The following is a 21960-nucleotide window of genomic DNA, read 5'->3' as shown; positions in this document are numbered from 1 at the left end:
TACCTGAGGTGCGGCTATGTCCGATTCAACAAGATTAACCGCAGCCCACGTTGCGGGTCTGCAAAACGATGTCACAATCAGTGTAGATCTATGGGGCATTGCTCATATCAGGGCAGAGAACCTCCACGATCTCTTTTTTGCGCAAGGCTGGAACGCTGCGCGTGACCGTCTTTGGCAGATCGATATCGCGCGCAAGCGTGGGCTTGGTTTGTTGGCACGTGATTTTGGCCCCGGTTATCTGGAGCAGGATAAGGCCGCACGGTTGCTTCTTTACCGCGGCGACATGGCGTCGGAATGGAAGGCATATGGCCCGGATTCAGAGGAAATCTGCACCGCTTTTGCCAAAGGTATCAACGCCTATGTGGATGCTTGCAATTTAGGCGAGATACCGCTTCCTCCTGAATTTACGCTCCTTGGACACGAGCCTGATCGCTGGAAGCCGGAAGATGTGGTGCGTGTGCGTACGCACTCGCTGACACGCAATGCATCGTCCGAACTTCTGCGTTCCAAAGTCATGGCAATCGCTGGTGTGGAACTGGGAGCGGAGCTTGATATGCTTCGTAAGGAATTATCATACGGGGTGGTGCCTGAACCGGTTGACGGTTTTGATCCCAGCGTCATGACCGACAGGGTGTTGCGCGACTTTCAGCTAGCTGTAAGTCCAGCCACTTTTTCAAAGGAACGGCTTGTCGCAACCCTGGACGAGGCAGATCAATGGACGATAATCTCATCATCAGGTGAGATCGTGCGGGCTTCTTTTGAAGAAGGCTCAAACAATTGGGCCATATCGGCAGAAAAGACCACAACAGGTCGACCTATACTGGCCCTTGATCCACATCGTACGCATGTTTTGCCCTCTATCCGGTATATCGTTCACCTAACAATGCCAGGTCTGGATTTGATCGGCGCAGGTGAACCCATGGTGCCCGGAATATCCATGGGGCATAACGGCACTGCTGCTTTCGGGCTCACCATTTTTGGCGCAGATCAGGAAGACATTTATGTCTACCAGACTGATGTAAGCGATCCTGATCAATATGCTTATCATGATGGTTGGGAGAACTTCAAAACGATCACAGAGACAATTCCGGTCAAACGACATTCTGATCAGAAGGTTGAACTGAAGTTTACGCGCCACGGGCCAGTTCTCTACGAGGATAAGGAGAATAATCGGGCATTTGGTTTAAGGACTGTCTGGATGGATGCAGGTATGGCGCCATATATGGCAAGCCTGTCCGTGATGAGGGCTGCGACTTATGCCGATTATGCAAGTGCGCTGAAAGGCTGGGGGTGTCCTTCCGTCAACCACATCTATGCTGATACAACGAACACCATTGCATGGAAGCCATCGGGTGCCACACCTGTTCGGAACAATTGGGACGGCCTTTTGCCTGTGCCCGGTGACGGGCGTTACGAATGGCATGGCTACCTGTCGCCAGAAACAGGGCCGCATGAAATCAATCCATCGCGTGGTTTTGTAGCGACGGCCAACGCCATGAATGTGCCGGATGATTGGACCGCCTCAAATCCGGCTATCGGTTATGAGTGGCTGGATAGCAGTCGTCATGACACGCTTCATAGGGAATTGTCTCGCCAGGAACTCATTTCTCTCGAAGATTGTGCACGACTGCAATGCTCAACATTTTCACCAATCGCCGCCCGCGTGTTGAAATGTCTCAGCGCGTTGCTGACTTCCGATGTTGAAGCCGCGCCTTGGAGGCTTCTTCAGAACTGGGATGGTAATCTCTCTTCAAATTCTGCAGCCGCCGTACTTTTCGAAATATGGTTGAGCAAACATCTCGGTGCGCTTGCTGCTCGAACAATGGGGGCTACTCCGGAGGTCATTCCACTGCTCATGCCGTTTGATGCGCCTAGCATTGCCTCATGGCTGGAAACTGCGGCCTCGACTGGCGAACATATTAACGCCATTCGCCAAAGCCTTGCGGATGCTTGGGCGGAATGTATTTCATTGATGGGTGAGGATATGGCGACATGGGCGTGGGGACGCATTCACACGCTCCAACTTTGCCACCCTCTTCAGTCACTGACGGACAATAACTGGTCGCTGGGCCCTATCGCGTTGGGGGGCAGTAGCTCCACACTCAACTATGCTAATTATAGGTTGAGTGATTTTTCGGTGGTCGTGGGGCCGTCAGTGCGAATGATTATCGATGTTGGGGCTTGGGACAACAGTCTGTTTGTCAATAATCCGGGCCAATCCGGATCACCAGCGTCGCCGCATTATTCCGATCTTCTCAGGAACTGGCACGAAGGAAAGCCTGTTCCACTGCTCTATTCGCAAGAGAGCATTGATGCGGCGACCGTCACGAAAATAATGTTGAGCGCGGGTTGATGATACCCGCGCCTCAACAGGATTACTTCAGTGTAATGATGACATAGGTCGGATAGACCTCGACGAAAATCAACGGCGTAGCGTTGATGATCGTTGCCTGATCGATTGGTGAAATGCGGAGATTGACGAGCATGTTCTCGAGCTTGGCGCGGTTGTCTTTGCTGCTGAAGAATTTGTCTTTTTCGTCTTCCGCATCGACTTTGCCAAACTGATGAACATTGGCGCGGTCCTGTCTGACAATGCCTGCCACTTTGGTGAGACGCTGACCGGATGAACTATAATGATCGCGCTCGCTTAAACGGGCGGAATAAGTGTCGATTGGTTTTTCAGCGGCTGTCGCCGTTCCCGTAACCGCCAGCATGATAGCTGCCATGATCGTCGAGCGCATGATATCTCCTTGTATCCACCCAACGACTAGCAGTTTCAGGCGTGTTCTTCAGTCTGTTCTTACTGTTTTACCCGCATTTTTACAGCAACGCAGCAACAACTGAGCAATCGGCAGTGGAACGGGCGGATTCGGGTCAACGTATTCCGCCCGTACTGTTCCGAATGATCAATGGGGAAGCGATTACTGATTGCTGATTTAAATCTGAAAGCTTTCCTGGCTCACTCTCTGAGAGAATCTCTATCGCCTTCTCGACCATCTGTGGGCCATCATGGACCAGTGTGGTCAGATTATAGGAGGCCCAACCAGCTTCGGCGATATTGTCATACCCGCCAACGAGAATGTCGTTGGGGACATTGATCTGAAACTCCTGACGAAGGGCATCCATCGCGCCGAGTGCGATGAGATCGTTAGCGCAGAAGATTGCGTCTGGAAGGTCTTTGGACGAGCCGATGATATCGCGAAGGTTTTTTATCGCCTGATAGCCGGATTCATAGCGAAAATTCCCTTCAAGAATAAGCGGTTGATCCAAACCAGCTTCTTCGATTGCTGAGAAAAAACCGAGCTTGCGATCGATGTTCGCTTGACTGTCCGTCGGTCCGGTGATGTAGCCAAATTTCTTTGCGCCGCGTTGGATGAAATGCTGCGCCATTGTGCGAGAGCCGCCAATATTGTCGCAGCTGATAGAATGAACCCAACCATCGGAAAACGGCGTGTTGAATGAGATCACAGGCACACGCAACTGCGATAATTGTTCGGCGGCTTCTTGCGACAGCACCGCCAACGCACTGACGATTGCATCAACACGATAACCGGCAAGCATTGGAACAATGTCATCGAATGTGTGGCCACTATTGGCGTGGACCAAAAGAACGCGCCAACCTTCATCCTGAAGCCTTTGGGAAAAAGTCTCAAGAACAGTCGAATAAAATGGATTATACAGCCCGCCAATCACCACCGCCACCAGACGCGAGCGATGGCTGAGCATGATGCCGGGAATAAAACTTGGGCGATAGCCAAGTTCTTCCGCTGCGGCCATCACCTTCTTGCGTGTCTCTGGCGACACACTGGCGCCGGGCTTGTATGTTCTGGAAACAGCGGATTGGGAAACGCCTGCCAGTCTTGCCACATCTGTGGAGGATGCGTAGGGCTTGTCACGCTTCATTCCATATCCTTCGCGTTTTTTTGTCCTGTTTTTGAACAATCATCAGTTTTTGTTTTGCCATTATGTTCAAAGGCTTTCAAGGACTTGGGAAGTCTTCCCTGGTGTCAGATCTCGTTTTCTGAAAATTTCCTATTGACGACTAAGCTTCACTTTGCATAGCTATGCAACGCAAATGACTAGCTAGTCAATGCGTGTTTTGGGAGGAAACACATGACCCTTATTCGTACAAAGCCATTCAGCAGACGCGCATTCATGAAGGGTGCAGCCGGTCTTGGCGCTCTTTCAGCTTTCAGTGGCATGTCTTCACTGCGCGCACTCGCTGAAGAGAAGCCGACGCTGGTCAACGCGATCCGTTCGCTGTCCAATCCATATCACGCAGCCTGGAACAAGGGCGGCGAAGCTTTCGCTAAGTCGCTTGGCCTTGACTATGTGACGCTTGTTACCGAAGGCGACAGCGAGAAGGGCATTGCCGATATCCGTGCAATCCTCGCACGCACTGGCGGTAATGCTATCATCAATGTTGATCCAAATGATGCAGCCGATGCGCGCCCAATCGTGGAAGCTTGCGTCGCTGCCAAGGCTCATGTGCTGACGCAGTGGAACAAGCCTGCTGATCTGCATCCATGGGATCATGATCCATATTACGTTGCTCATGTGAGCTTTGACGGTGAGCGTTATGGTGCTGAAACTGCGGAAATCCTCATCAAGTCCATTGGCGGCAAGGGCGGTATTCTGGGTCTTGGTGGCACGCTGTCCAATACCGTTGCTATCGATCGCCGCTCCGGTCTTGAGAAAGCGCTGGCTGCGCATCCTGATGTTCAGCTTCTTGATTTTCAGGTTGCTGATTGGCAATCGAGCAAGGCGTTCGATGTTGTCAGTGCATGGCTCACGCGTTTTGGCGATGACATTAAGGGCATCTGGTGCGCCAATGACGATATGGGTATTGGCGCATTGGAAGCCTTGCGCGCGGAAGGTCTTGCTGGCCAGATACCGATCACCGGCGTCGATGGTATTGGAACGGCAGTTGAAGCCGTGAAGAATGGCGAATTTGCAGCGACCGTTTCTTCCGACCCGTTCTGGCAGGGCGCGATGGGGCTTGCAATTCCTTACAGCGCACGCGCCGGGGTCTTTGATCCATCGAAAGAACCGAAAGATCACCGCGAGTTTTACGGAACGGCTGTGGTCGTGACGAAAGACAACGTCGATGATTTCTACGAAAACAACATCAAGAACACACCAAATCTTGATTTCAAGGACCTTTGGGGACGTGCAAGCGGACAGATCCGCGAGGGCTGATAAGCCCGTCGCGGTCTGAAACCTCCCGCCATACGTGGCGGAATATTGCCTGACAGGAAAGCATATGAGAGTTGCGAGCCAGGATTTCACTCCGGCTGACGCTAAGGGCGTAGCCATGTCTAAAAACGGCCTCCAAAGCAGATTACCGGAGCTTATGCGCCGGCTCGCACCGCTTATCGTGTTGCTTGTGCTCTGTGTGGGGCTGGGGTTAATCAGTCCAAACTTCTTCTCGGTCAACAACTTCATACGCATTGCATCAGCTTCCGCAATTCCGGTCGTTCTGACACTCGGGGCGACTTTCGTGATCCTGCTTGGCAGTATCGATCTTTCGATTGAAGGCGTCATGGCACTGGCGGGGGTGGTGCTGGCTTCGCTGGTGGCAGCAGACAGTTCCTGGTTTGGCAGTATTGTCGGCGTAATAGCGGCGGTTGCGGTCGGAGCTGCAATGGGAGCCTTTTCCGGGCTGCTGCATGTCATCCTGCGGATACCGTCTTTCATGGTCACGCTTGGTATGTGGTTCATCGGGCTTGGCATCGCTACCTTAATAGTCGGGGGCGGAACGATTGCCATTCGAGAAGCAGCAGTGCGGAGTTTCGCATTGGAGCGTTTCGCAGGTCTTCCTTTCACCGTGTGGATTGCACTTGCGGCGCTGTTTGTCGCCTGGGTCGTGCAAAATCACACGCGTCTTGGTCGCCACATCTATGCCCTTGGCGGCGGCGAGGACATTGCGGTTCTATCCGGCGTGTCGGTGCTGCGTACCAAGCTCTTCGTCTTTGCAATGGCTGGCGCGTTCTACGGGCTTGGTGCCGCGCTTGCAGCGGCGCAACTGGGGCAGAGCAATGCCGATATTGGCACCGGGCGTCTCTTCACCACCATTACGGCTGTTGTGGTTGGCGGAACCTCGCTTTTGGGTGGGCAAGGTGGTGTTCTGCAATCGCTGCTTGGTGTTCTCATCGTTTCTGTTTTGGCTAACGGCATGGTTTTGCTCGGTATTCCGCCTTACCTGCAACAAGCAGTTCTCGGTCTGATGATTATCGGAGCGGTCGCCTATGCCACTCGCCGCACACGCTTCAAGATTGTGAAATAAGCCATGTTAACGATCAGTGGACTGACAAAATCATTTGGCAGTGTTCATGCTCTTAAGGGCGTGGATCTGGAAATTCATCCGGGCGAAGTTGTCGGCCTTGTTGGCGAAAATGGTGCAGGTAAATCAACCCTGATGCGCATTCTCGCAGGAACTCAGCGTCCAAGTGCGGGAACGATTACCCGCAATGGCAAGCCCTTCGCCGTGAACTCGCCCCAACAGGCGAACGAGCAAGGCGTTGCTATGGTGTTTCAGGAGCAGTCGCTGTTGCTGAACCTTTCGATTGCCCAGAATATATTTCTTGGTCAGGAACAGCGTTTCATCCGCTTTGGACTTGTGAACTGGCGCAAGATGAACGAGGCCGCTGTCAGGCATTTGAAACAGGTCGGTATTCGTGCCGATCCGGCAAGTCTTGCCGGGGATCTCTCCTTTGCAGAACGTCAAATGGTAGAACTTGCCAAGGCACTGTCGCTTGCCGATCGTGTCGATGGCGATCTGATCATTCTGCTCGATGAGCCGACATCGGTTCTGGAGCAGTCGGAAATCGATATCCTCTTTGAGCGTGTTCGTTCGCTTAAATCCCGTGCGAGCTTTGTCTTTGTTTCCCATCGTCTCGATGAAGTGCTGGAAATCAGCGACCGCATTTACGTGATGAAGGACGGGCAGGGCGTTGCCACGATGGATGCGCAGGGCGTCAACGGTGCCGATCTTCACCGCATTATGGTGGGCCGCGAGATGCACACCGAATATTATCTGGAGTCGGAGCAAACCGAACCGAGCACGCAGATTGCACTGGAAGCACGTAACCTGTCTTGCGCTGGCAAGTACAACAACATCGATCTGGCACTGCGCGAAGGCGAGATACTCGGCATTGCTGGTGTTATCGGCTCTGGGCGTGAAGAGTTGATCCGCAGTTTCTTCGGTTTTGAGACACCGACATCCGGCGAGATGTTCTTGAACGGCAAGGCGGTTAAACTCGCAAATCCGACTGAGGCCGTGGCACGAGGCATTGGCTATATTCCCAGCGAGCGCAGGCTCGAAGGCCTCGTCATGATGATGCCGATTTCTTCCAACATCACGCTGGCGCGTCTTGATGTTGTGGAAGGCCCGGTCGGTATTCAGCATCATCGTGAGACGGCTCTGGCCGAAGATTGGATCAAGAAACTCTCGATCCGCACACCTGGTCCTCATGCACTTTGTCAGGCGCTGAGCGGCGGCAACCAGCAGAAGGTGGTTCTGGCCAAGTGGCTGACGGCTGGTTCGCGAATTTTGATCCTCGATCATCCAACGCGCGGTGTCGATGTGGGTGCGAAAGAGGAAATTTTCCGTCTGATGCGTCAGTTAAGCCGCGAGGGCTATGCGATCATTCTCATCGCCGACACTCTTGAAGAGACTATCGGCCTGTCGCACAACATTCTTGTCATGCGCGATGGTGAAGTCACCGCCCGCATTCCTGCTCCGACTGGCGCAAAGCCGTCGCAGGTGCAACTCGTCGAGCACATGGTGTAATCATGAACGAGAAACCCACTCTCCCCCACGTTTCCAGCGCATCGACGGCCCTATCGGCCGCACGCTTGCGCCAATATGCGCCGCTCGCCTTTCTCCTTGTCATGGTCGTGCTTATCTCAGCTTATTCACCTGGCTTCGCCAGCGTAAATACCGGGCTGATCCTGCTTGCTGACACAATAGCGTTGTTCACGCTTGCTGCTGGTTTGTCTTTTGTCATCGTTATTGGTGGTATTGATCTGAGCCTGCCTGCTGTGGCTTCGCTGGCAAGTGTTGTGACGGCGCTGCTTTTGCCCGAAGCTGGACTGCTGGCCTTTCCGCTGGCGCTCCTGTGCGGGGTTGCTGCTGGTCTTTTCAGTGGCCTGGTTCATGTGCGCCTGAAAATCCCGTCCTTCATTGCAACACTTGCAACCGGCGGTGTGGTCTCAGGCATAGCGCTTTATATTTCCAAGGCGCGTAGCATTAGTATCAGCGCGGATGATCGCCCGATGCTCAACTGGATCGCTGGCGCAACACTTGGTGTTCCAAACATCATTCTGGTCGGGCTGCTGATGTGCCTCATTGGCATATATATCCAGCGCTATACCCGGTTTGGTCGCTATTGCTATGCCATTGGTGCAGGCGAACCCGCTGCAATCGCCGCCGGCATCCATGTTGATCGCCAGAAAGTTTTAGCCTTCGCCTTGTCGGGACTTTTTGCGGCTGTTGCAGGCATTATGCTGGCTGCCCGCATGACGAGTGGCTCACCAACAGGTGCCAGCCAGTTGCTGCTACCAGCCATTGCAGCCGTTCTTGTGGGCGGGACACCAATCACTGGCGGGCTTGGCGGAGTTGGGCGCACGCTGGTTGGGGCGCTTATCGTCTCTGTTGTGCGCATTGGCATGACATTTGTTGGCATCGACATCTTCGCTCAACAGATCGTCTTTGGTGCTGTTCTCATTCTCACCGTCGCCGTCACCATGGATCGCGACAATATCCTCATCGCAAAATAGGCAGCCTTGCGGCTGTATCGCAGGAGTTTATATGGATCTGGAACTGAAGGGAAAGACGGCCGTCATCACCGGTGCGTCGGTCGGGATTGGTTTGGCTATTGCTGAGGGATTGGCTGCAGAAGGCGCGAACCTTGTGCTGGTTGCTCGCGGCAAAGAACGTGTGGAAGCAGAAGCGCTGCGCATTACCAAAAAATATGGCGTCAATGCTGTGGGCGTTGCAGCCGATGTGGCGACCGTGGAAGGTACAGATGCCATAATTTCTGCTGCGGCTAAGGCTGGTGGTGCCGATATTCTCATCAATAATGCTGGCACCGGTTCGAATGAAACCATCATGGATGCTCCGGATGAAAAATGGCAGTTTTATTGGGATCTCCATGTCATGGCCGCCGTGCGGCTTGCGCGCGGTCTGGTTCCGCAGATGAAAGCCAAGGGTGGTGGCGTTGTGCTGCACAATGCTTCAATCTGTGCAGTCCAGCCACTCTGGTATGAGCCGATCTACAATGTCACCAAGTCGGCCTTGATGATGTTCTCCAAGACGCTGTCGACTGAAGTTATTGGCGATAATATCCGTGTTAATTGCGTTAATCCCGGTCTTATCCTGACGCCAGACTGGGTGAAAACAGCCAAGCAGCTTACTGCCGACAAGGGCGGAAACTGGGAAGCCTATCTTCAGGATGTGGCGAACGAACATGCCGCTGCCAAACGTTTCGGCACACCGGAAGAATTGGCACATTTCTTTGTGTTCCTGTGCTCGTCTCGTGCAAGCTACAGCGTTGGTTCGACCTATTTTGTTGACGGCGGAATGCTGAAGTCCCTGTGACGGTTCTAGGAGGAATTTATCGTGACTGATCATCAGGGCTTTAGCGGTGCTGTCGGTCGTTCCTATGGTGGGCCAGGACGTTATGTTCAGCGTGCAGGCGAGATTGATCGCCTGCACGAGCAGATGCAGGATATTGGTAGCAATGCATTCATTCTGATCGACGGCTTTCTTTTCGATAGTTTCAGTGACCGTGTTTTGAAATCTGTGACGGCTGGCGGCATTGCAGGTCGGACTGAAAAGTTCGGTGGCGAATGCTGTACGGCGGAAATTGACCGGGTTACTGAACTGGCGCGGGCAGCCGGTGCCAATGTTGTCGTCGCTGTCGGTGGTGGTAAAACCATCGACACTGCCAAGCTTGCGGCAATTGCGAACAATGCCCGTATCGTTGTGGTGCCGACTATCGCATCAACAGATGCGCCATGTAGCGCTATTGCCGTTCGGTATAACGAGCATGGCGTCTATCAGGAATCACACCATTTGCCGCGTAATCCTGATCTCGTGATTGTTGATAGTGCGGTGGTTGTTGCGGCACCGGCGCGCTTTCTGGTGGCGGGCATGGGGGACGCGCTTTCAACCTGGTTTGAAGCCCGGTCAAATCTCGATTCCCGAAGCAGTAATTTTGTGCGCCCCGAGCTTCCTGCCCCGCTGGCCGGTATTGCTATTGCCAAGGCATGTCATGAAGTTCTCATGCGTGATGGTCTGGCTGCAAAGCTGGCGGCGGAGCGAGGTGCACTGACACAAGCCGTCGAGAATATCATTGAAGCCAATACGCTATTGAGTGGTCTGGGTTTTGAAAACTGCGCAGTTTCAGCAGCTCATGGCATTCACGATGGTCTGACGGTTCTGGATAACGTGCATGGCTTTTACCATGGCGAGAAAGTCGCCTTTGGCGTGCTTTGCCTGCTCATGCTTGAAGGTCGGCCCTTGGCTGAGATTGAGACAATTGTACGCTTTTGTCGCTCTGTCGGGCTTCCAACCCGCCTTGCGGATCTAAATCTCGCAGACGCTACGAAAGAAGACATTGCGCGGGTTGCTGAAGCGGCATTGAAGCCCGGCTCCGTCACCTATCGCGTGGCTGTGCCTGTAACGGTCGAGATCGTGCGGGATGCGATTTTGGCGCTCGACGCATTCACGTCCAGCTTGAACTAAGGATTCTCTGTCTGGAGAACAACTCGCCGGAATTGCTCCTACAATTCCGGCATTTTTTATCAGATAGGTTGCATTTTTCGCATGTCGCTCAAAAGGCGTTTCATGCGATGAATGCGATCATGTTGATCTGTCGGACGACGCATCGCAACGCTGGTGGAGAGAATATCGATGACGACCAATGCGGCGATGCGTGAAATGGTCGGCGTGTACATATTTGTATTCTCAAGCGTTTCGACGATAAGCGAAACATCGCAATAGTTGGTGAGTGGCGAATCCGAGCCGGTCATTCCAATAACGGATGCGCCGTTTTCGCGGGCAATGCGGGCGATTTCGATAATGGACCGCGTTGTGCCGGTATTGGAAATGACGAAAGCCACTGCACCAGGTTTCATCATGGAAGCGACCATGAGTTGCTGGTGCGAGTCCAGTTCTGCGCCACAAGGCACCCCGAACAGCGGGAATTTCTGCTGGGCATCACGAGCGACAATTCCGGATGCGCCGAAACCGAAAAACACAATTGAATTGCATTTTGTCAGGATATCGATCGCCTTGTGAAGAGCGTCTTTATCCAGACGCGAGCGCGCCCAGTCGAGGCTTGTCATCGTATAGTCGAAAATCTTCTCTGCAACCACTTCAGGTTCGTCGGTTTCAACCAGAACAGAGTGTGTTGCAGGCGTGCCAAGCGCAAGACTTTGAGCGAGTCTGATTTTCAGATCCTGAAAGCCCGAACAGCCGATGGCCGTCGCAAAACGTAAAACAGTTGGCTGGCTGACCTCTGCAAGCGTTGCGGTTTCGCTCACGGTTGCGTTCATGATGCGATGGGGATCGTCAAGTACGACGTCGGCTACTTTGCGATCTGACTTGCGTAGCTCGGGTCGCATATTGCGGATGACTTCAATAATATTGCGACCATTCAGGCCACGCGTCTCAACGCGCCCATCAGTATCCATTCAAGCAATCCTTCTCGCGGCTCGTGGTCCGGGTCGCATTTTCAGTATGTTATAGCATCGATCTCAAAACCGGAATCGATTTTTGGCAAACACAATGCGTAAATTCAATAGGTTAGCGCGCGGCTCACCAAAGCAATTTCATGATGTGCCCGGTGAATGCAAAGGTCGACGGTTGATTGCGCTGCGGCATCGATGGTTTCCGGTGCTTCGGTGTTGAAGTCAAATAGGCCATAATGATGGGCGACCAGATCGGTGGCGCCTATATGCTTTGTAAGTGCAATTGCTTCTGCAAGTGTGAAGTTTCCGGGTACACCATTGTCGGAAAGTTCAGGGCGGCGGCCATTCACGGGTAAAAGTGCGATATTGGGCTTGAGTGTCGCAACTTCTGCTTCCAGCCCTTCATAAGGAATACAGTCGCCTGAATGCCATATGCGCAAGGCACCGCAATTGAAAACGTAGCCGAGGAATTTGTGATTTCCCTCAGCGTCCTGTTCCAGTGTTTCATGCGCGGCGCGGGTGGCAACTATTGTGATCGGACCAATTGAATAAGTTTCTCCGGCCTCGATAAGCGCGATGCGCTCCGCTTTCACCTCTGAACGCAATAAGGCTTGTTCTTTCATTGCACGGGGCACAAGCAGCATTGCGTTTGGATTTTGCGTGAGAAGTGCGGGCAAAGTGCCCGGGTCCATGTGATCGGTATGCGCATGCGTACACGCCACCAGATCAACGAAAAGAATACCATCGGGTGAAACCGGTGGCGGCATCATGCGTGTGTGCGGACGCGCAGTAGCTTTATATTTTTTGGCTAGACTGTCGGAGAGGTAGGGATCGATAACGATCCTCTTCTCGCTTGCTTCGAGCACGAAACCTGCTTGTCCCAACCAGAAAAGACGAATACCGGGTTGCGGCGGTTCACGCAGATATTCCTTCAAGGGAAGTGTTACGGCATTTTCCTGCAAACATCCCAGCATATCATGGCCCTTAGTTTTTAAGTGCAGCAATCAGATTATCCGCAGCGATTCTGGTTGCTCTGTCCACGCTTTCCGCAGTGAAGCCACCAATGTGGCTGGTCGCAATCACGGCAGGGTGCGCAGCGAGTTCGAGTGAAAGCGGGGGCTCCTGCTCGAACACGTCTGTTGCATAATTCGACAACCGGCCACTGTTCAGTGCCTCAATAATGGCTTTGTCATCGACCAGCTTTGCGCGTGCCGTATTAACCAGAATAAGTCCCCGTTTTGCTGCTGCCAGTCGCTCTCGCGAGATCAATGTCGAGCCATCGCGCGGGGCTGGACAATGCAGCGTCAGGATATCGGCCTGAGCGATGATATCGTCTACTTCTGCAAAGCTGAACTTATCATCCGGCAGACCGAGATCAGGCTTGAGTGGGTCAAAGCCAAGCACCCTTGCGCCGACGGCTACCAGCATACGTGCAACTTCGCGACCAATGGCACCGCAACCAATAACACCCACAGTACGACCCCGAATTTCGATGCCACGCTGACGTGGCCAACCGCCAGCTTTGATGCCTGTGTCAGCTTGCGGGATCGAGCGCAGGGCACTGAAGATCAGACCGATAGCAAGTTCTGCAACGCCCAGCGAATTTGCACCCTCCGCAATCAGTACCTTGATGCCGCGCTCATTGAGCAGTTCCACTGGTAGATTGTCGGTGCCGACACCATTGCGACTGATGGCTTTCAATGAATGTGCAGCTTCAATGACGCGAGGCGATACCGGTTCGACACCGGCGAGCCAACCAGAAACATCTCCGATAAGGCGTACGAGTTCTTCTTCGTCGGGTGTTTTACCCGGCGAGGAATAGACAATTTCAAAGCCTGAATTGCGCAGGCTTTCAATATGCGGATGCGGTTCGGCTGTGAGCGAACGTGGTGTCACCAGAATACGCTGTCCCATCATCACCGTCCCGCTGCCTCGATAGCAATTTCGGAAATGCGGTCAAAAGCGCGGCCGCTCGTCGGAATATCGATATGGAAAACTTCCGCGATAACCTGCGTCCAGCCGTGAATGAAGTAGGTCCAGCCATCGACAACCTGTAGCGATTTTTCCTGTTCCTGCGCGCGCGCCTGATCAAGGAAAACCAGATTTCCACGATAATTCAGATCCCAGACGACCGATTTTTCCGGGAAGATAGCTGCGTTGGACAAAGGCGAACCGGGAGCATCCTTGCCAAGTCCGGTGGCGTTGATGATGAACGAGCCGGGCTTGAGGTTGCTCAAGACCGCGTCATTGTCTTTGGCTGTGGGAGCCAGAATATATTCCACAGGAACATCGCTTGCGACTTCCGCGTGAATGCGCTTGATTTCATCAAGACGATGCTGGCTGCGGTTGGAAACAATGATACGGCCCGGAACATTTTTACCCCGCGACTGGCGCATCAGGTGCCATGTTATGGCAATCGTCGAGCCGCCTGCACCCATCGAGAAGAGATCGGCACCGGTGAGTTCGAAATAATCGGCACCAAGGAAACCATCAATCGCGAGCCCCGATGAAATGGGGTCTTTCGCATGACAGATGAGTTTGCCGTCTTTTTTGGAGATGCAGCTTGTTTCATCCATAAGCAGCGCATGCGGATCGATCACGTCGAACATATCACGGCAGGCGTGAAAGAGGTCGATCTTGTGCGTGGTGACGAGTGCACCCATGGAGAGCGGATCGTTGCGGATAAATTCAACCGCTTCCCGATAGGCTTCCGGCTCATCATGCAGCTTGAAATCGATGCCCTTGATGACGGCGTCCTTCAGGCCAAGATATTCTGCCCATGCCGGAAAAACCTTCATGATCGAGCTCTTGCCGGTGGTCACGCCGATAAAATAAAGTGTCGGCTGGGTTGCAGGCTGATACTTGCTCATGCGCGCTTCTCCAGAGCTTCTCGGGCCACTTTCACGGCGCTGGCGGCATTTTTCCTTATGTCGTCAAAACGACCTTCACGAATGTCTTCGGTCTTGGCGATCCATGTGCCGCCAACCGCCACGACCTGTTTGATTGCAAGCCAGTCGCCGATTGTACCTTCGGTGACGCCACCTGTCGGAATGAAACGAACGCCGAGATGGGCAAACGGCGCGGCGATTCCGGACAAGGCCTTCGGGCCACCGGCAATCCCTGCCGGGAAAAATTTAGCCAGTCGCACACCCTGAGCGGTGGCAAGCGTCAGATCGGTCGGAGTCATAATACCGGGGCAGAAAGGCAGTTTGGCTTTGGATGCAGCGTCCACGATACGCGGATCATAGCCGGGTGCCAGTCCAAAACGGGCACCACTTTGAATGGCTTTATCAAGATTGGCAGTGTCGAGGATTGTTCCTGCGCCGATGCACAGTTCCGGGCGTGCATCGCGGATTGCTGCGAGAACATCGGCAGCAGCTTCGGTGCGAAATGTGATTTCAGCAACCGGCAATCCGCCTTCGAGAAGTGCGTCCGCGAGAGGTACGGCATCTTCGACGCGCTCGATAGCGATAACAGGCACGACACCAAGGCTGGCGATAAGGTCAATAGGATTGCTCATGGCAACATCCTTCAGTTTGAATTGTCAGGCGTTTGGTTTTCGTGTGCTCAGGCATATTCGCGCATGAGTGCATCAACGGTCGCGGCGTCTCGCGGCTTGTAATTGGGGTTTTCGATCAGCTCCCAGCCGCCTTCGGCTTTGGCGATCACACGATGGCGCATGCCGTTCGACTGCTCGATGATTCCATAGTCCTGTCCGCTGTCGGACGGATAAGCGAAGACCATCACGAGGTCTGTGTTGCTAACATTGATGGAGCGGTGGATCCAGAATGGTGGCACATAACAGATGGTCTGCGCGGTAATTTCCACAATGCGGGTTTCACCGGCAGGCGATTCGAGCTGCATGAGGCCTGAGCCGCTTTGACCGTAGTAAATCTCCGGGCGGTCAGCCTTGGCATGAATATGACCGCGCGTGAGGAAGAATTCATTTCCAATGCGGCCGGGATTCATGCGGGTGATGCCGTAAATCAGATCTCCGCTCCGGTTGCCGGGTTTGAAGTCTTCAACGTCGTAAACGACTGTTTCCCCATGCGTTGCGCGAAGGGCTTCAAAAGCCTTTTCATCACCATAAAGCCCGACGAGATCATTCAGGCGTTTTTCATAGCGGCCAGTATTACCGCTCATACCGCCATTTTTCGGGTCAACGACACTCGCTATAGGTTCGCGTAACATTCATTCCTCCATTTCGTAGTGAAATTACATAAAATATGATAAGAACACAATCAAGTGGATAGTATCACATAAAAATCGTTATGAATATGTCGTCAAATTTGTTGACGTGGAAATATTGTGTAATTATGCTACCTAAATACGAGATAAAATCGGTAGGAGCCGATTATTCACCAGGAGGAGAAACCCGCATGCATTCCTTGAAATCCGCCACGCTGAAATTGTCGTTGGCTATTGCCACGTCTTTTGTCGCGCTTGCTGCTGCGCAGGCCACTGATTGTAAAATCGGCATTTCCATGAAGACACTTGATGCGCCTTACTTTGCAGCACAGGAAGTTTCGGCGAAGAAGCGCGCTCAGGAGCTGGGTTGTGAAGTATTGACCGCCGATGGCCAGAACGATCTCAACAAGCAGGTCTCGGACGTTGAAGATATGGTTGCGCAGGGCATCAATGCTCTGATCATCAATCCACGTGACAGCAAGGGCCTTGTCCCTGCGGTTAACGCTGCGTCTGCCGCTGGCGTAAAGGTGTTTGTGGTTGATTCCACGCTTGATCCATCTGCAAATTTCGTAACCTTGGTCCAGTCTTCCAATGCAAATAACGGTCAGCTCGTTGGCCAGTGGCTTGCCAATCAGACCAAGGGCAAGGACCTCAAGATTGCTCTGATTTCCGGTGATAAAGGCAATGAAGTTGGCCAGGAGCGCCGCCTTGGTGTGCTTGCTGGACTGGTCGAAGGCCAGTTGCGCAATGAAGGTCGTGTGCGCTTTGAGGTGGTCGGTCAGGGCTGGGGCATGTGGAATAATGAAGGTGGCCTGAAAGCCATGGAAGATCTTCTGACTGCAAACCCGGATATCAATGTTGTTCTGGGTGAAAACGACTCGATGGTTCTTGGTGCCCGTAAGGCTCTGGAGCAGTCCAATCAGCTGGATGGGGTCATTCTTCTTGCTGCAGCAGACGGTCAGAAGGAAGCCATGGCGATGATCAAGGAAGGTCAGTACGGCGCAACCGGCCTGAATGATCCAGCACTTGTTGCGGCCACGGCTGTCGATCTCGCAAAAAAGGCGATTGATGGCACACTGCCTGCTGATACATCGAAGACGACGTATACGACCCCGGTCGCAATCACCAAAGACAATGTAGACAAGTATTACAAGCCGGACGCTGTGTTCTAAGAATATTCGCGTTCATGATGCGGCCAGTCTGGAAGTGAAGGGCTGGCTGCATTATGGGAATGTCCGAGGAGGCCGGAACAAACTGACGCCAGACGTCGGTGATGTTCACGAAGCTGGTTGTCATGCGACCATTTCGTTGGGGCTGAAATGCAATGCGGTGGAGCGTCCTGGATCGCTATGATCTGGAATGATTGAAATGGAAAATCTTGTAGAACTGACCGGCATAGCGAAGTCATTTGGCGGCGTTCATGCACTTCGTGGCGTAAATTTTGCGCTTCGTTCTGGTGAGGTTCATGCCTTGCTTGGTGAAAACGGTGCCGGCAAGTCCACACTGATGCGCGTGCTCGGTGGTGAGTTTTCGCCTACTCGCGGCGAAGTCAAAGTCACAGATGAACTACAGCATTTTCGCGGTCCCATGGATGCCATGTCCAAAGGCATCGCCGTTATCCATCAGGAAATGGCGCTGGCAACAGATTTGACCGTTGCTGAAAACATCTTCATGTGGATGCTGCCTTCAGTCATTTCCTGGCCGGAGCTTAACAAGCGCGCCAAAGAACTGATCACAAGCCTTGGTTTCTCCATTGCGCCAAACGCGATTGTCGGCGATCTACCGATCGCGCATCAGCAGGTTGTCGAGATTGCCAAGGCATTGTCGCGCAATGCGCAGGTCATGGTGTTTGACGAGCCGACCGCTGTGCTTTCCGCGCGCGATGCAAACCGTCTTCTTGATATTATTCGCAAGCTGCGCGAACGTGGCGTTGGCATTATCTATATCTCCCACAGACTTGACGAAGTATTCAGTATTGCTGATCGCATCACCATTATGAAGGATGGCGCTTCCGTCACGACGACAGAATGTGCATCCGTCACCATTGATGATGTTATCCGTCTGATGGTTGGACGCCCATTGAAAGCGCTTTTCGGTGAAGATGTGGAGCGCAAGGTTGGCGATGAAGTGCTGCGCCTTGAAGAACTCTCCGACGGTTCGCGCATCAAGGGCGTATCGCTGACAGTCAGAGCCGGTGAGATTATTGGTCTTGGCGGGCTCGTCGGGGCAGGGCGTACGGAACTGATGCGGCTGGTTTTCGGTGCAGAATGCGCGAAATCAGGGCGCATTTTCATTCATGGCAAGGAAAAGACAATCCGCAACCCGCGTGATGGCGTTAAAGCGGGCATTGGTCTTGTGCCTGAAAGCCGCAAGGATCAGGGTTTGATCCTTGACTTGCCGATCCGTGTGAATTCCACCATGGCAAAGCTTGCACCACTGGTGAATATGTTTGGTTTCGTGAAAGCACGTGATGAGCGTGCTGCCGTTGAAACGCTGTCAAAACGCCTGCGCCTCAAAGCCGGCAGCATTGAAGACCCGGCATCGAGCCTTTCTGGCGGCAATCAGCAGAAAGTCGTTCTTGCCAAGTGGTTCCATGCCGATGGAGATGTGCTGATTTTCGACGAGCCGACACGCGGTGTTGATGTGGGCGCAAAAACAGAAATCTACTCACTGATCAAATCGCTTGCGGCTGAAGGCCGGGCGGTTGTGGTGATCTCCTCCGAGCATCTTGAGCTTTTCGGTCTGTGCGACCGCATTCTGGTCATGCGCGAAGGTGCTGTGACCGGCTCATTGCAGCCCGAGGAATATTCCGAAGAAAATTTGCTGAAGCTTGCCATGGTCAATACGGCCAGCACCGAGCCTTCTGCATTAGCTAATTGATTGGGTAAAACCGTGACCGAAGTTGTTGAAACACCGAAGAAGACTTTCAATGCCGGAGCTCTCCTCAATCGTTACGGCACTGTTGCCATTCTGATTGCAGTTCTGATTGTGGCTACTTCACTGTCGAATGTGTTCCTCACAGAACGCAACATCATGAACGTGCTGCGTCAGGTAGCAGGCCCAAGCCTTATGGCTGTCGGTATGCTGTTCGTTATTCTGACACGAGGTATTGACCTCTCGGTCGGCTCTGTTGCGGCACTCGGCAGTGTTCTGTCAGCAATCCTCATTCAGCAATACGGAACCGGGATGGCCATCGGCGGTGTATTGCTGGCCGGTGCGGCTTGTGGTCTGGTTTCGGGTGTTCTGGTTGCCTATCTCAAGCTGCCGCCTTTTGTGACCACACTTGCGGTTATGACTATTGCACGTGGCCTTTCCTTCATCTTCTCATCGGGTCAGCCGATCATGATGGGGGACGCTGGTGCATCGGTTTCAGCATTTGGTTCCGGCACGCTTGGCAATATTCCCTATCCGGTTGTCCTGATGATCGGTGTCTTTCTGATCGCCGGTGCTGTACTGACCTTCACGCGCTTTGGTCGTCTGGTGAAGGCTATCGGCTCCAATTCGGTAGCAGTACGCCTGTCGGGTATTTCGGTCTCTTATTATACACTCTCAGTTTACGTCATCTCCGGCGTATTGGCTGCTGCTGCCGGTATCATCTCGACGAGCCGTACCGGTATCGGCTCAGCCAATATCAGCGTTGGTGCCGAACTTGATGCAATCGCTGCCGTTGTTATCGGCGGCGCAAGCCTCATGGGTGGTCGTGGCGGTGCATTCAACACCTTTATCGGCGTGATCATTCTTGGCATTATCGCTAATATGATGAACCTCGCCCGCGTTCCGGGCTATCATCAGCAGGTCTTCATGGGCTGCATCATCATCGGCGCGATGCTCTTGCAATATGCATCAACCTGGCTGCGCAAGAACTGAACCAAGATAAATCCTCTCCAAACTCGATGACGTGTTCCATGCCAAATGAACTCTCACTTGCAATCGACGTCGGAACGGGCAGCGTACGCGCTGCCCTTATGGACTGTCGTGGCAATGTAGTCGCTGTTGCTGCGCGTGAACACGAGCAGATTGTGCCGCAATTTGGCTGGTCGGAACAGCGTCCGGCAGACTGGTGGCAGGGTGTTGCAGCATCGATCCGCGATGTGCTCGACAAGGTTCCAGATGCTCGCGACAGGATCGTAGCCGTTGCCACATGTGGGCAGATGCATGGCACCGTTCTGGTTGGCGATAAGGGTGAGTTGGTACGCGACACTGCACCTTTGTGGAATGATAAGCGCACTGTTGATTATGTGACAGCCTTTGAAGCCAAGCACTGCCCGGCGGAATATCTGGAACACAGCGCCAATCCGGCAGCGCCGTCCTGGCCGGGTTTCAAGTTGCAATGGCTGCGCGATCATGATGCGCAGGCTTTTGCGCGCACTGCCGCCGTGCTGATGCCGAAGGATTACATCAATCTCAAGCTCACTGGCGAAATCGCGATGGACCGTAATGATGGTGGCGCAAGCTTCCTCATGGACCCGCGCACTGGCGACTGGTCGCAGCATATGGTCGATCTGCTTGGGCTGGATCGCAAGCAACTGGCACCGCTGCGCAATCCGACAGAAATCCTCGGCAACATAACGGCAGAAGCTGCTCGCGAAACTGGCCTTCGTGAAGGAACACCAGTTCTGGTTGGCGGTGCGGATTATCCTGTTGCGTTGCTTGGCTCTGGCGTTTGCCGTCCGGGTGTCGGTTCGGAAGTGATGGGAACGTCAGCAATCATCACCGCAATCACTGATAAACCGCTGCTTAATGCCTCTGTCTGTAATGTCGGGACCGTGGAAGGCAACTGGGGCGCGTTCATGCTGCTTGAATCTGGCGGCGATGCGATGCGTTGGGCGCGCCGTGCTTTCCATGACAAGCAGGTTTCCTATGAGGAAATCGTGGCGAAAGCTGCGGAAGCGCCAGCCGGTTCAGAGCGTCTGTTCTTCATGCCTTATCTGGCAGGTGAACGTCTTGGCGAGCACCGCAACGCGCGTGCGCAATATTTCGGTATCGGTGCGGCGCATGGCATTTCGCATCTGCACCGTTCGGTGCTGGAAGGCGTGGCTTTCGCCGTCAAACGGCATATCAATATTCTCGATAGCATTTCCGGCTCCAAGCTTGAGCGCGTAATCGCTTCCGGCGGTGGTGCGAAGACGGAACTGTGGCTGAAAATCAAGGCCAGCGTCTATGGCATTCCGATCCTTGTGCCGAAGGAAGCGGAATGTGGTCTGGTGGGCTGTGCGATCATGACGGCAGCAGCAACGGGGCGTTATTCGACTGTCGAAGATGCTGCGGACGCGCTTGTGCATTATTCGGCGGAAATTGAGCCAGATCCACGCTGGGCAGAAATCTATGCGCCGATGCAGGCCTTCTTTGAGAAGCTGTATACGCATAGCCAGTCACTCTATGATGATCTCGACAGGTTGCCGCAATGAGTTCGCATGCAGTTCTTTTTGATATGGATGGAACGCTCGTTGACAGCGAGCCATTGCATTATGAAACGCTTCTTGAGGCTATCGCAGCTTTTTCGGGCACGGTGCCAGATGATTTCGAAAACCGTGTAACCGGCACAACTATTGCTGATTGTCATGCCATGCTGCGCAATGAGACTGGCTTTACTGCTAATCTTGATGCCTTCGTCAAAGCGAAATATGCGTCCTATGTAGACGGAGCTATCCGACTGAAACTGCGCCCGGGCGCAGCGGAAGTGTTGGCCTATCTCGAAAAGGCGGGCGTTCCTTACGCTATTGTTTCCAATTCAGATCGTATGCTTGTGGATGCAAATCTGTGTGCTGTTGGCCTTCAGCGGCCTGATTTTATCAGTGTGTCGCGTAATGATGTGCGCGAAGGCAAGCCAGCGGCAGAACCGTATCTGCGCGGCGCTTATCTGCTTGGTGTTGAGCCATCACAGTGCATTGTTGTCGAAGACAGCGTGCCGGGTGCACGCGCCGGCCTTGCGGCAGACATGACCGTTATCGGCTGGCCAGAGCCGCACCGCACCGATCTCACTTTCCCGGATGGCGTTGTGATCGCCGATCCCGAAGACCTTCTTTCCAGTTTGCAGTCGCTCTTAAGCGCGGCTGCCCAATAGCAAGTCAGACA

20 protein-coding genes are annotated in these 21960 nt (G+C 53.5%); 12 read left to right on the top strand and 8 right to left on the bottom strand.

What is annotated here, in order from left to right; translation table 11 throughout:
• Positions 1 to 16: 16 nt before the first annotated feature.
• Positions 17 to 2353 (top strand): penicillin acylase family protein, encoded by a 2337-nt coding sequence (locus CES85_RS04255; RefSeq protein ID WP_095444780.1) that lies wholly within the window; start codon positions 17 to 19, stop codon positions 2351 to 2353.
• A 22-nt stretch (positions 2354 to 2375) separates the two neighbouring features.
• On the opposite strand, the gene CES85_RS04250 is transcribed toward CES85_RS04255, so the two are convergent.
• Together CES85_RS04250 and CES85_RS04245 are read right to left on the bottom strand one after the other, a co-directional pair.
• Complete coding sequence (locus tag CES85_RS04250; protein WP_095444779.1) at positions 2376 to 2741, bottom strand: hypothetical protein; 366 nt, start codon at positions 2739 to 2741, stop codon at positions 2376 to 2378.
• Positions 2742 to 2874: 133 nt separating this feature from the next.
• Entirely contained in the window at positions 2875 to 3903 is a 1029-nt protein-coding gene (locus tag CES85_RS04245) for a LacI family DNA-binding transcriptional regulator (RefSeq protein ID WP_095444778.1), read from the bottom strand.
• A 210-nt stretch (positions 3904 to 4113) separates the two neighbouring features.
• On the opposite strand from CES85_RS04245, the gene CES85_RS04240 reads away from it, so the two are divergent.
• The 6 genes from CES85_RS04240 to CES85_RS04215 all read left to right on the top strand — a co-directional run bounded on the left by CES85_RS04240 (position 4114) and on the right by CES85_RS04215 (position 10750).
• Positions 4114 to 5199: a sugar ABC transporter substrate-binding protein gene (locus tag CES85_RS04240; protein WP_095444777.1), complete on the top strand. Its 1086-nt coding sequence runs from the start codon at positions 4114 to 4116 to the stop codon at positions 5197 to 5199.
• A 64-nt stretch (positions 5200 to 5263) separates the two neighbouring features.
• Complete coding sequence (locus CES85_RS04235; RefSeq protein WP_244923222.1) at positions 5264 to 6286, top strand: ABC transporter permease; 1023 nt, start codon at positions 5264 to 5266, stop codon at positions 6284 to 6286.
• Positions 6287 to 6289: 3 nt separating this feature from the next.
• A complete protein-coding gene (locus CES85_RS04230; RefSeq protein WP_095444775.1) occupies positions 6290 to 7792 on the top strand; it encodes a sugar ABC transporter ATP-binding protein in 1503 nt (500 codons plus the stop codon).
• Between the two features lie 2 nt (positions 7793 to 7794).
• Positions 7795 to 8781: an ABC transporter permease gene (locus CES85_RS04225; RefSeq protein ID WP_095444774.1), complete on the top strand. Its 987-nt coding sequence runs from the start codon at positions 7795 to 7797 to the stop codon at positions 8779 to 8781.
• 31 nt (positions 8782 to 8812) lie between these two features.
• Positions 8813 to 9601 (top strand): SDR family NAD(P)-dependent oxidoreductase, encoded by a 789-nt coding sequence (locus CES85_RS04220; protein WP_095444773.1) that lies wholly within the window; start codon positions 8813 to 8815, stop codon positions 9599 to 9601.
• A 21-nt stretch (positions 9602 to 9622) separates the two neighbouring features.
• A complete protein-coding gene (locus CES85_RS04215) occupies positions 9623 to 10750 on the top strand; it encodes a glycerol dehydrogenase (RefSeq protein WP_095444772.1) in 1128 nt (375 codons plus the stop codon).
• A 59-nt stretch (positions 10751 to 10809) separates the two neighbouring features.
• On the opposite strand, the gene CES85_RS04210 is transcribed toward CES85_RS04215, so the two are convergent.
• The 6 genes from CES85_RS04210 to CES85_RS04185 form a co-directional block, all read right to left on the bottom strand.
• Positions 10810 to 11700, bottom strand: coding sequence for an SIS domain-containing protein (locus CES85_RS04210; RefSeq protein ID WP_095444771.1), 891 nt, complete (start codon positions 11698 to 11700; stop codon positions 10810 to 10812).
• Positions 11701 to 11804: 104 nt separating this feature from the next.
• The gene (locus CES85_RS04205) at positions 11805 to 12671 is read right to left on the bottom strand and encodes an MBL fold metallo-hydrolase (protein ID WP_095445692.1); all 867 of its coding nucleotides are present in this window, start codon (positions 12669 to 12671) and stop codon (positions 11805 to 11807) included.
• 10 nt (positions 12672 to 12681) lie between these two features.
• Positions 12682 to 13614 carry a phosphoglycerate dehydrogenase gene (locus tag CES85_RS04200; RefSeq protein WP_095444770.1) on the bottom strand — a complete coding sequence of 311 codons (933 nt, stop codon included), beginning with the start codon at positions 13612 to 13614 and terminating at the stop codon, positions 12682 to 12684.
• A complete protein-coding gene (locus tag CES85_RS04195; RefSeq protein ID WP_095444769.1) occupies positions 13614 to 14567 on the bottom strand; it encodes a shikimate dehydrogenase family protein in 954 nt (317 codons plus the stop codon). The genes CES85_RS04200 and CES85_RS04195 overlap by 1 nt, the downstream gene beginning before the upstream one ends.
• Positions 14564 to 15217 (bottom strand): bifunctional 4-hydroxy-2-oxoglutarate aldolase/2-dehydro-3-deoxy-phosphogluconate aldolase, encoded by a 654-nt coding sequence (gene eda, locus CES85_RS04190; RefSeq protein WP_095444768.1) that lies wholly within the window; start codon positions 15215 to 15217, stop codon positions 14564 to 14566. The genes CES85_RS04195 and eda overlap by 4 nt, the downstream gene beginning before the upstream one ends.
• A 47-nt stretch (positions 15218 to 15264) precedes the next feature.
• Positions 15265 to 15888, bottom strand: coding sequence for a glucose-6-phosphate isomerase (locus CES85_RS04185; RefSeq protein WP_095444767.1), 624 nt, complete (start codon positions 15886 to 15888; stop codon positions 15265 to 15267).
• Positions 15889 to 16076: 188 nt separating this feature from the next.
• On the opposite strand from CES85_RS04185, the gene CES85_RS04180 reads away from it, so the two are divergent.
• The 5 genes from CES85_RS04180 (at position 16077) to CES85_RS04160 (ending at position 21949) form a co-directional block, all read left to right on the top strand.
• Positions 16077 to 17057: a sugar ABC transporter substrate-binding protein gene (locus tag CES85_RS04180; RefSeq protein ID WP_095444766.1), complete on the top strand. Its 981-nt coding sequence runs from the start codon at positions 16077 to 16079 to the stop codon at positions 17055 to 17057.
• Positions 17058 to 17253: 196 nt separating this feature from the next.
• A complete protein-coding gene (locus CES85_RS04175) occupies positions 17254 to 18765 on the top strand; it encodes a sugar ABC transporter ATP-binding protein (protein WP_167388244.1) in 1512 nt (503 codons plus the stop codon).
• Between the two features lie 12 nt (positions 18766 to 18777).
• Entirely contained in the window at positions 18778 to 19752 is a 975-nt protein-coding gene (locus CES85_RS04170) for an ABC transporter permease (RefSeq protein WP_244923221.1), read from the top strand.
• Positions 19753 to 19790: 38 nt separating this feature from the next.
• Entirely contained in the window at positions 19791 to 21293 is a 1503-nt protein-coding gene (locus tag CES85_RS04165; RefSeq protein WP_095445691.1) for a xylulokinase, read from the top strand.
• Positions 21290 to 21949: an HAD family hydrolase gene (locus CES85_RS04160; protein WP_095444763.1), complete on the top strand. Its 660-nt coding sequence runs from the start codon at positions 21290 to 21292 to the stop codon at positions 21947 to 21949. Before CES85_RS04165 ends, CES85_RS04160 begins: the two co-directional genes overlap by 4 nt.
• Positions 21950 to 21960: the final 11 nt, after the last annotated feature.

Origin of the sequence: Ochrobactrum quorumnocens, assembly GCF_002278035.1 — a bacterium.
GTDB lineage: Bacteria > Pseudomonadota > Alphaproteobacteria > Rhizobiales > Rhizobiaceae > Brucella > Brucella quorumnocens.
The sequence above is the reverse complement of the archived record's forward strand: the minus strand, read 5'-3'. Positions and strand labels throughout refer to the sequence as shown.

Coding starts and splice junctions, on each gene's coding strand:
- CES85_RS04255 (WP_095444780.1), top strand. CDS start 17: ATGTCCGATTCAACAAGATTAACCGCAGCCCACGTTGCGGGTCTGCAA.
- CES85_RS04250 (WP_095444779.1), bottom strand. CDS start 2,741: ATGCGCTCGACGATCATGGCAGCTATCATGCTGGCGGTTACGGGAACG.
- CES85_RS04245 (WP_095444778.1), bottom strand. CDS start 3,903: ATGAAGCGTGACAAGCCCTACGCATCCTCCACAGATGTGGCAAGACTG.
- CES85_RS04240 (WP_095444777.1), top strand. CDS start 4,114: ATGACCCTTATTCGTACAAAGCCATTCAGCAGACGCGCATTCATGAAG.
- CES85_RS04235 (WP_244923222.1), top strand. CDS start 5,264: ATGAGAGTTGCGAGCCAGGATTTCACTCCGGCTGACGCTAAGGGCGTA.
- CES85_RS04230 (WP_095444775.1), top strand. CDS start 6,290: ATGTTAACGATCAGTGGACTGACAAAATCATTTGGCAGTGTTCATGCT.
- CES85_RS04225 (WP_095444774.1), top strand. CDS start 7,795: ATGAACGAGAAACCCACTCTCCCCCACGTTTCCAGCGCATCGACGGCC.
- CES85_RS04220 (WP_095444773.1), top strand. CDS start 8,813: ATGGATCTGGAACTGAAGGGAAAGACGGCCGTCATCACCGGTGCGTCG.
- CES85_RS04210 (WP_095444771.1), bottom strand. CDS start 11,700: ATGGATACTGATGGGCGCGTTGAGACGCGTGGCCTGAATGGTCGCAAT.
- CES85_RS04205 (WP_095445692.1), bottom strand. CDS start 12,671: ATGCTGGGATGTTTGCAGGAAAATGCCGTAACACTTCCCTTGAAGGAA.
- CES85_RS04200 (WP_095444770.1), bottom strand. CDS start 13,614: ATGATGGGACAGCGTATTCTGGTGACACCACGTTCGCTCACAGCCGAA.
- CES85_RS04195 (WP_095444769.1), bottom strand. CDS start 14,567: ATGAGCAAGTATCAGCCTGCAACCCAGCCGACACTTTATTTTATCGGC.
- eda (WP_095444768.1), bottom strand. CDS start 15,217: ATGAGCAATCCTATTGACCTTATCGCCAGCCTTGGTGTCGTGCCTGTT.
- CES85_RS04185 (WP_095444767.1), bottom strand. CDS start 15,888: ATGTTACGCGAACCTATAGCGAGTGTCGTTGACCCGAAAAATGGCGGT.
- CES85_RS04180 (WP_095444766.1), top strand. CDS start 16,077: ATGCATTCCTTGAAATCCGCCACGCTGAAATTGTCGTTGGCTATTGCC.
- CES85_RS04175 (WP_167388244.1), top strand. CDS start 17,254: ATGGAAAATCTTGTAGAACTGACCGGCATAGCGAAGTCATTTGGCGGC.
- CES85_RS04165 (WP_095445691.1), top strand. CDS start 19,791: ATGCCAAATGAACTCTCACTTGCAATCGACGTCGGAACGGGCAGCGTA.
- CES85_RS04160 (WP_095444763.1), top strand. CDS start 21,290: ATGAGTTCGCATGCAGTTCTTTTTGATATGGATGGAACGCTCGTTGAC.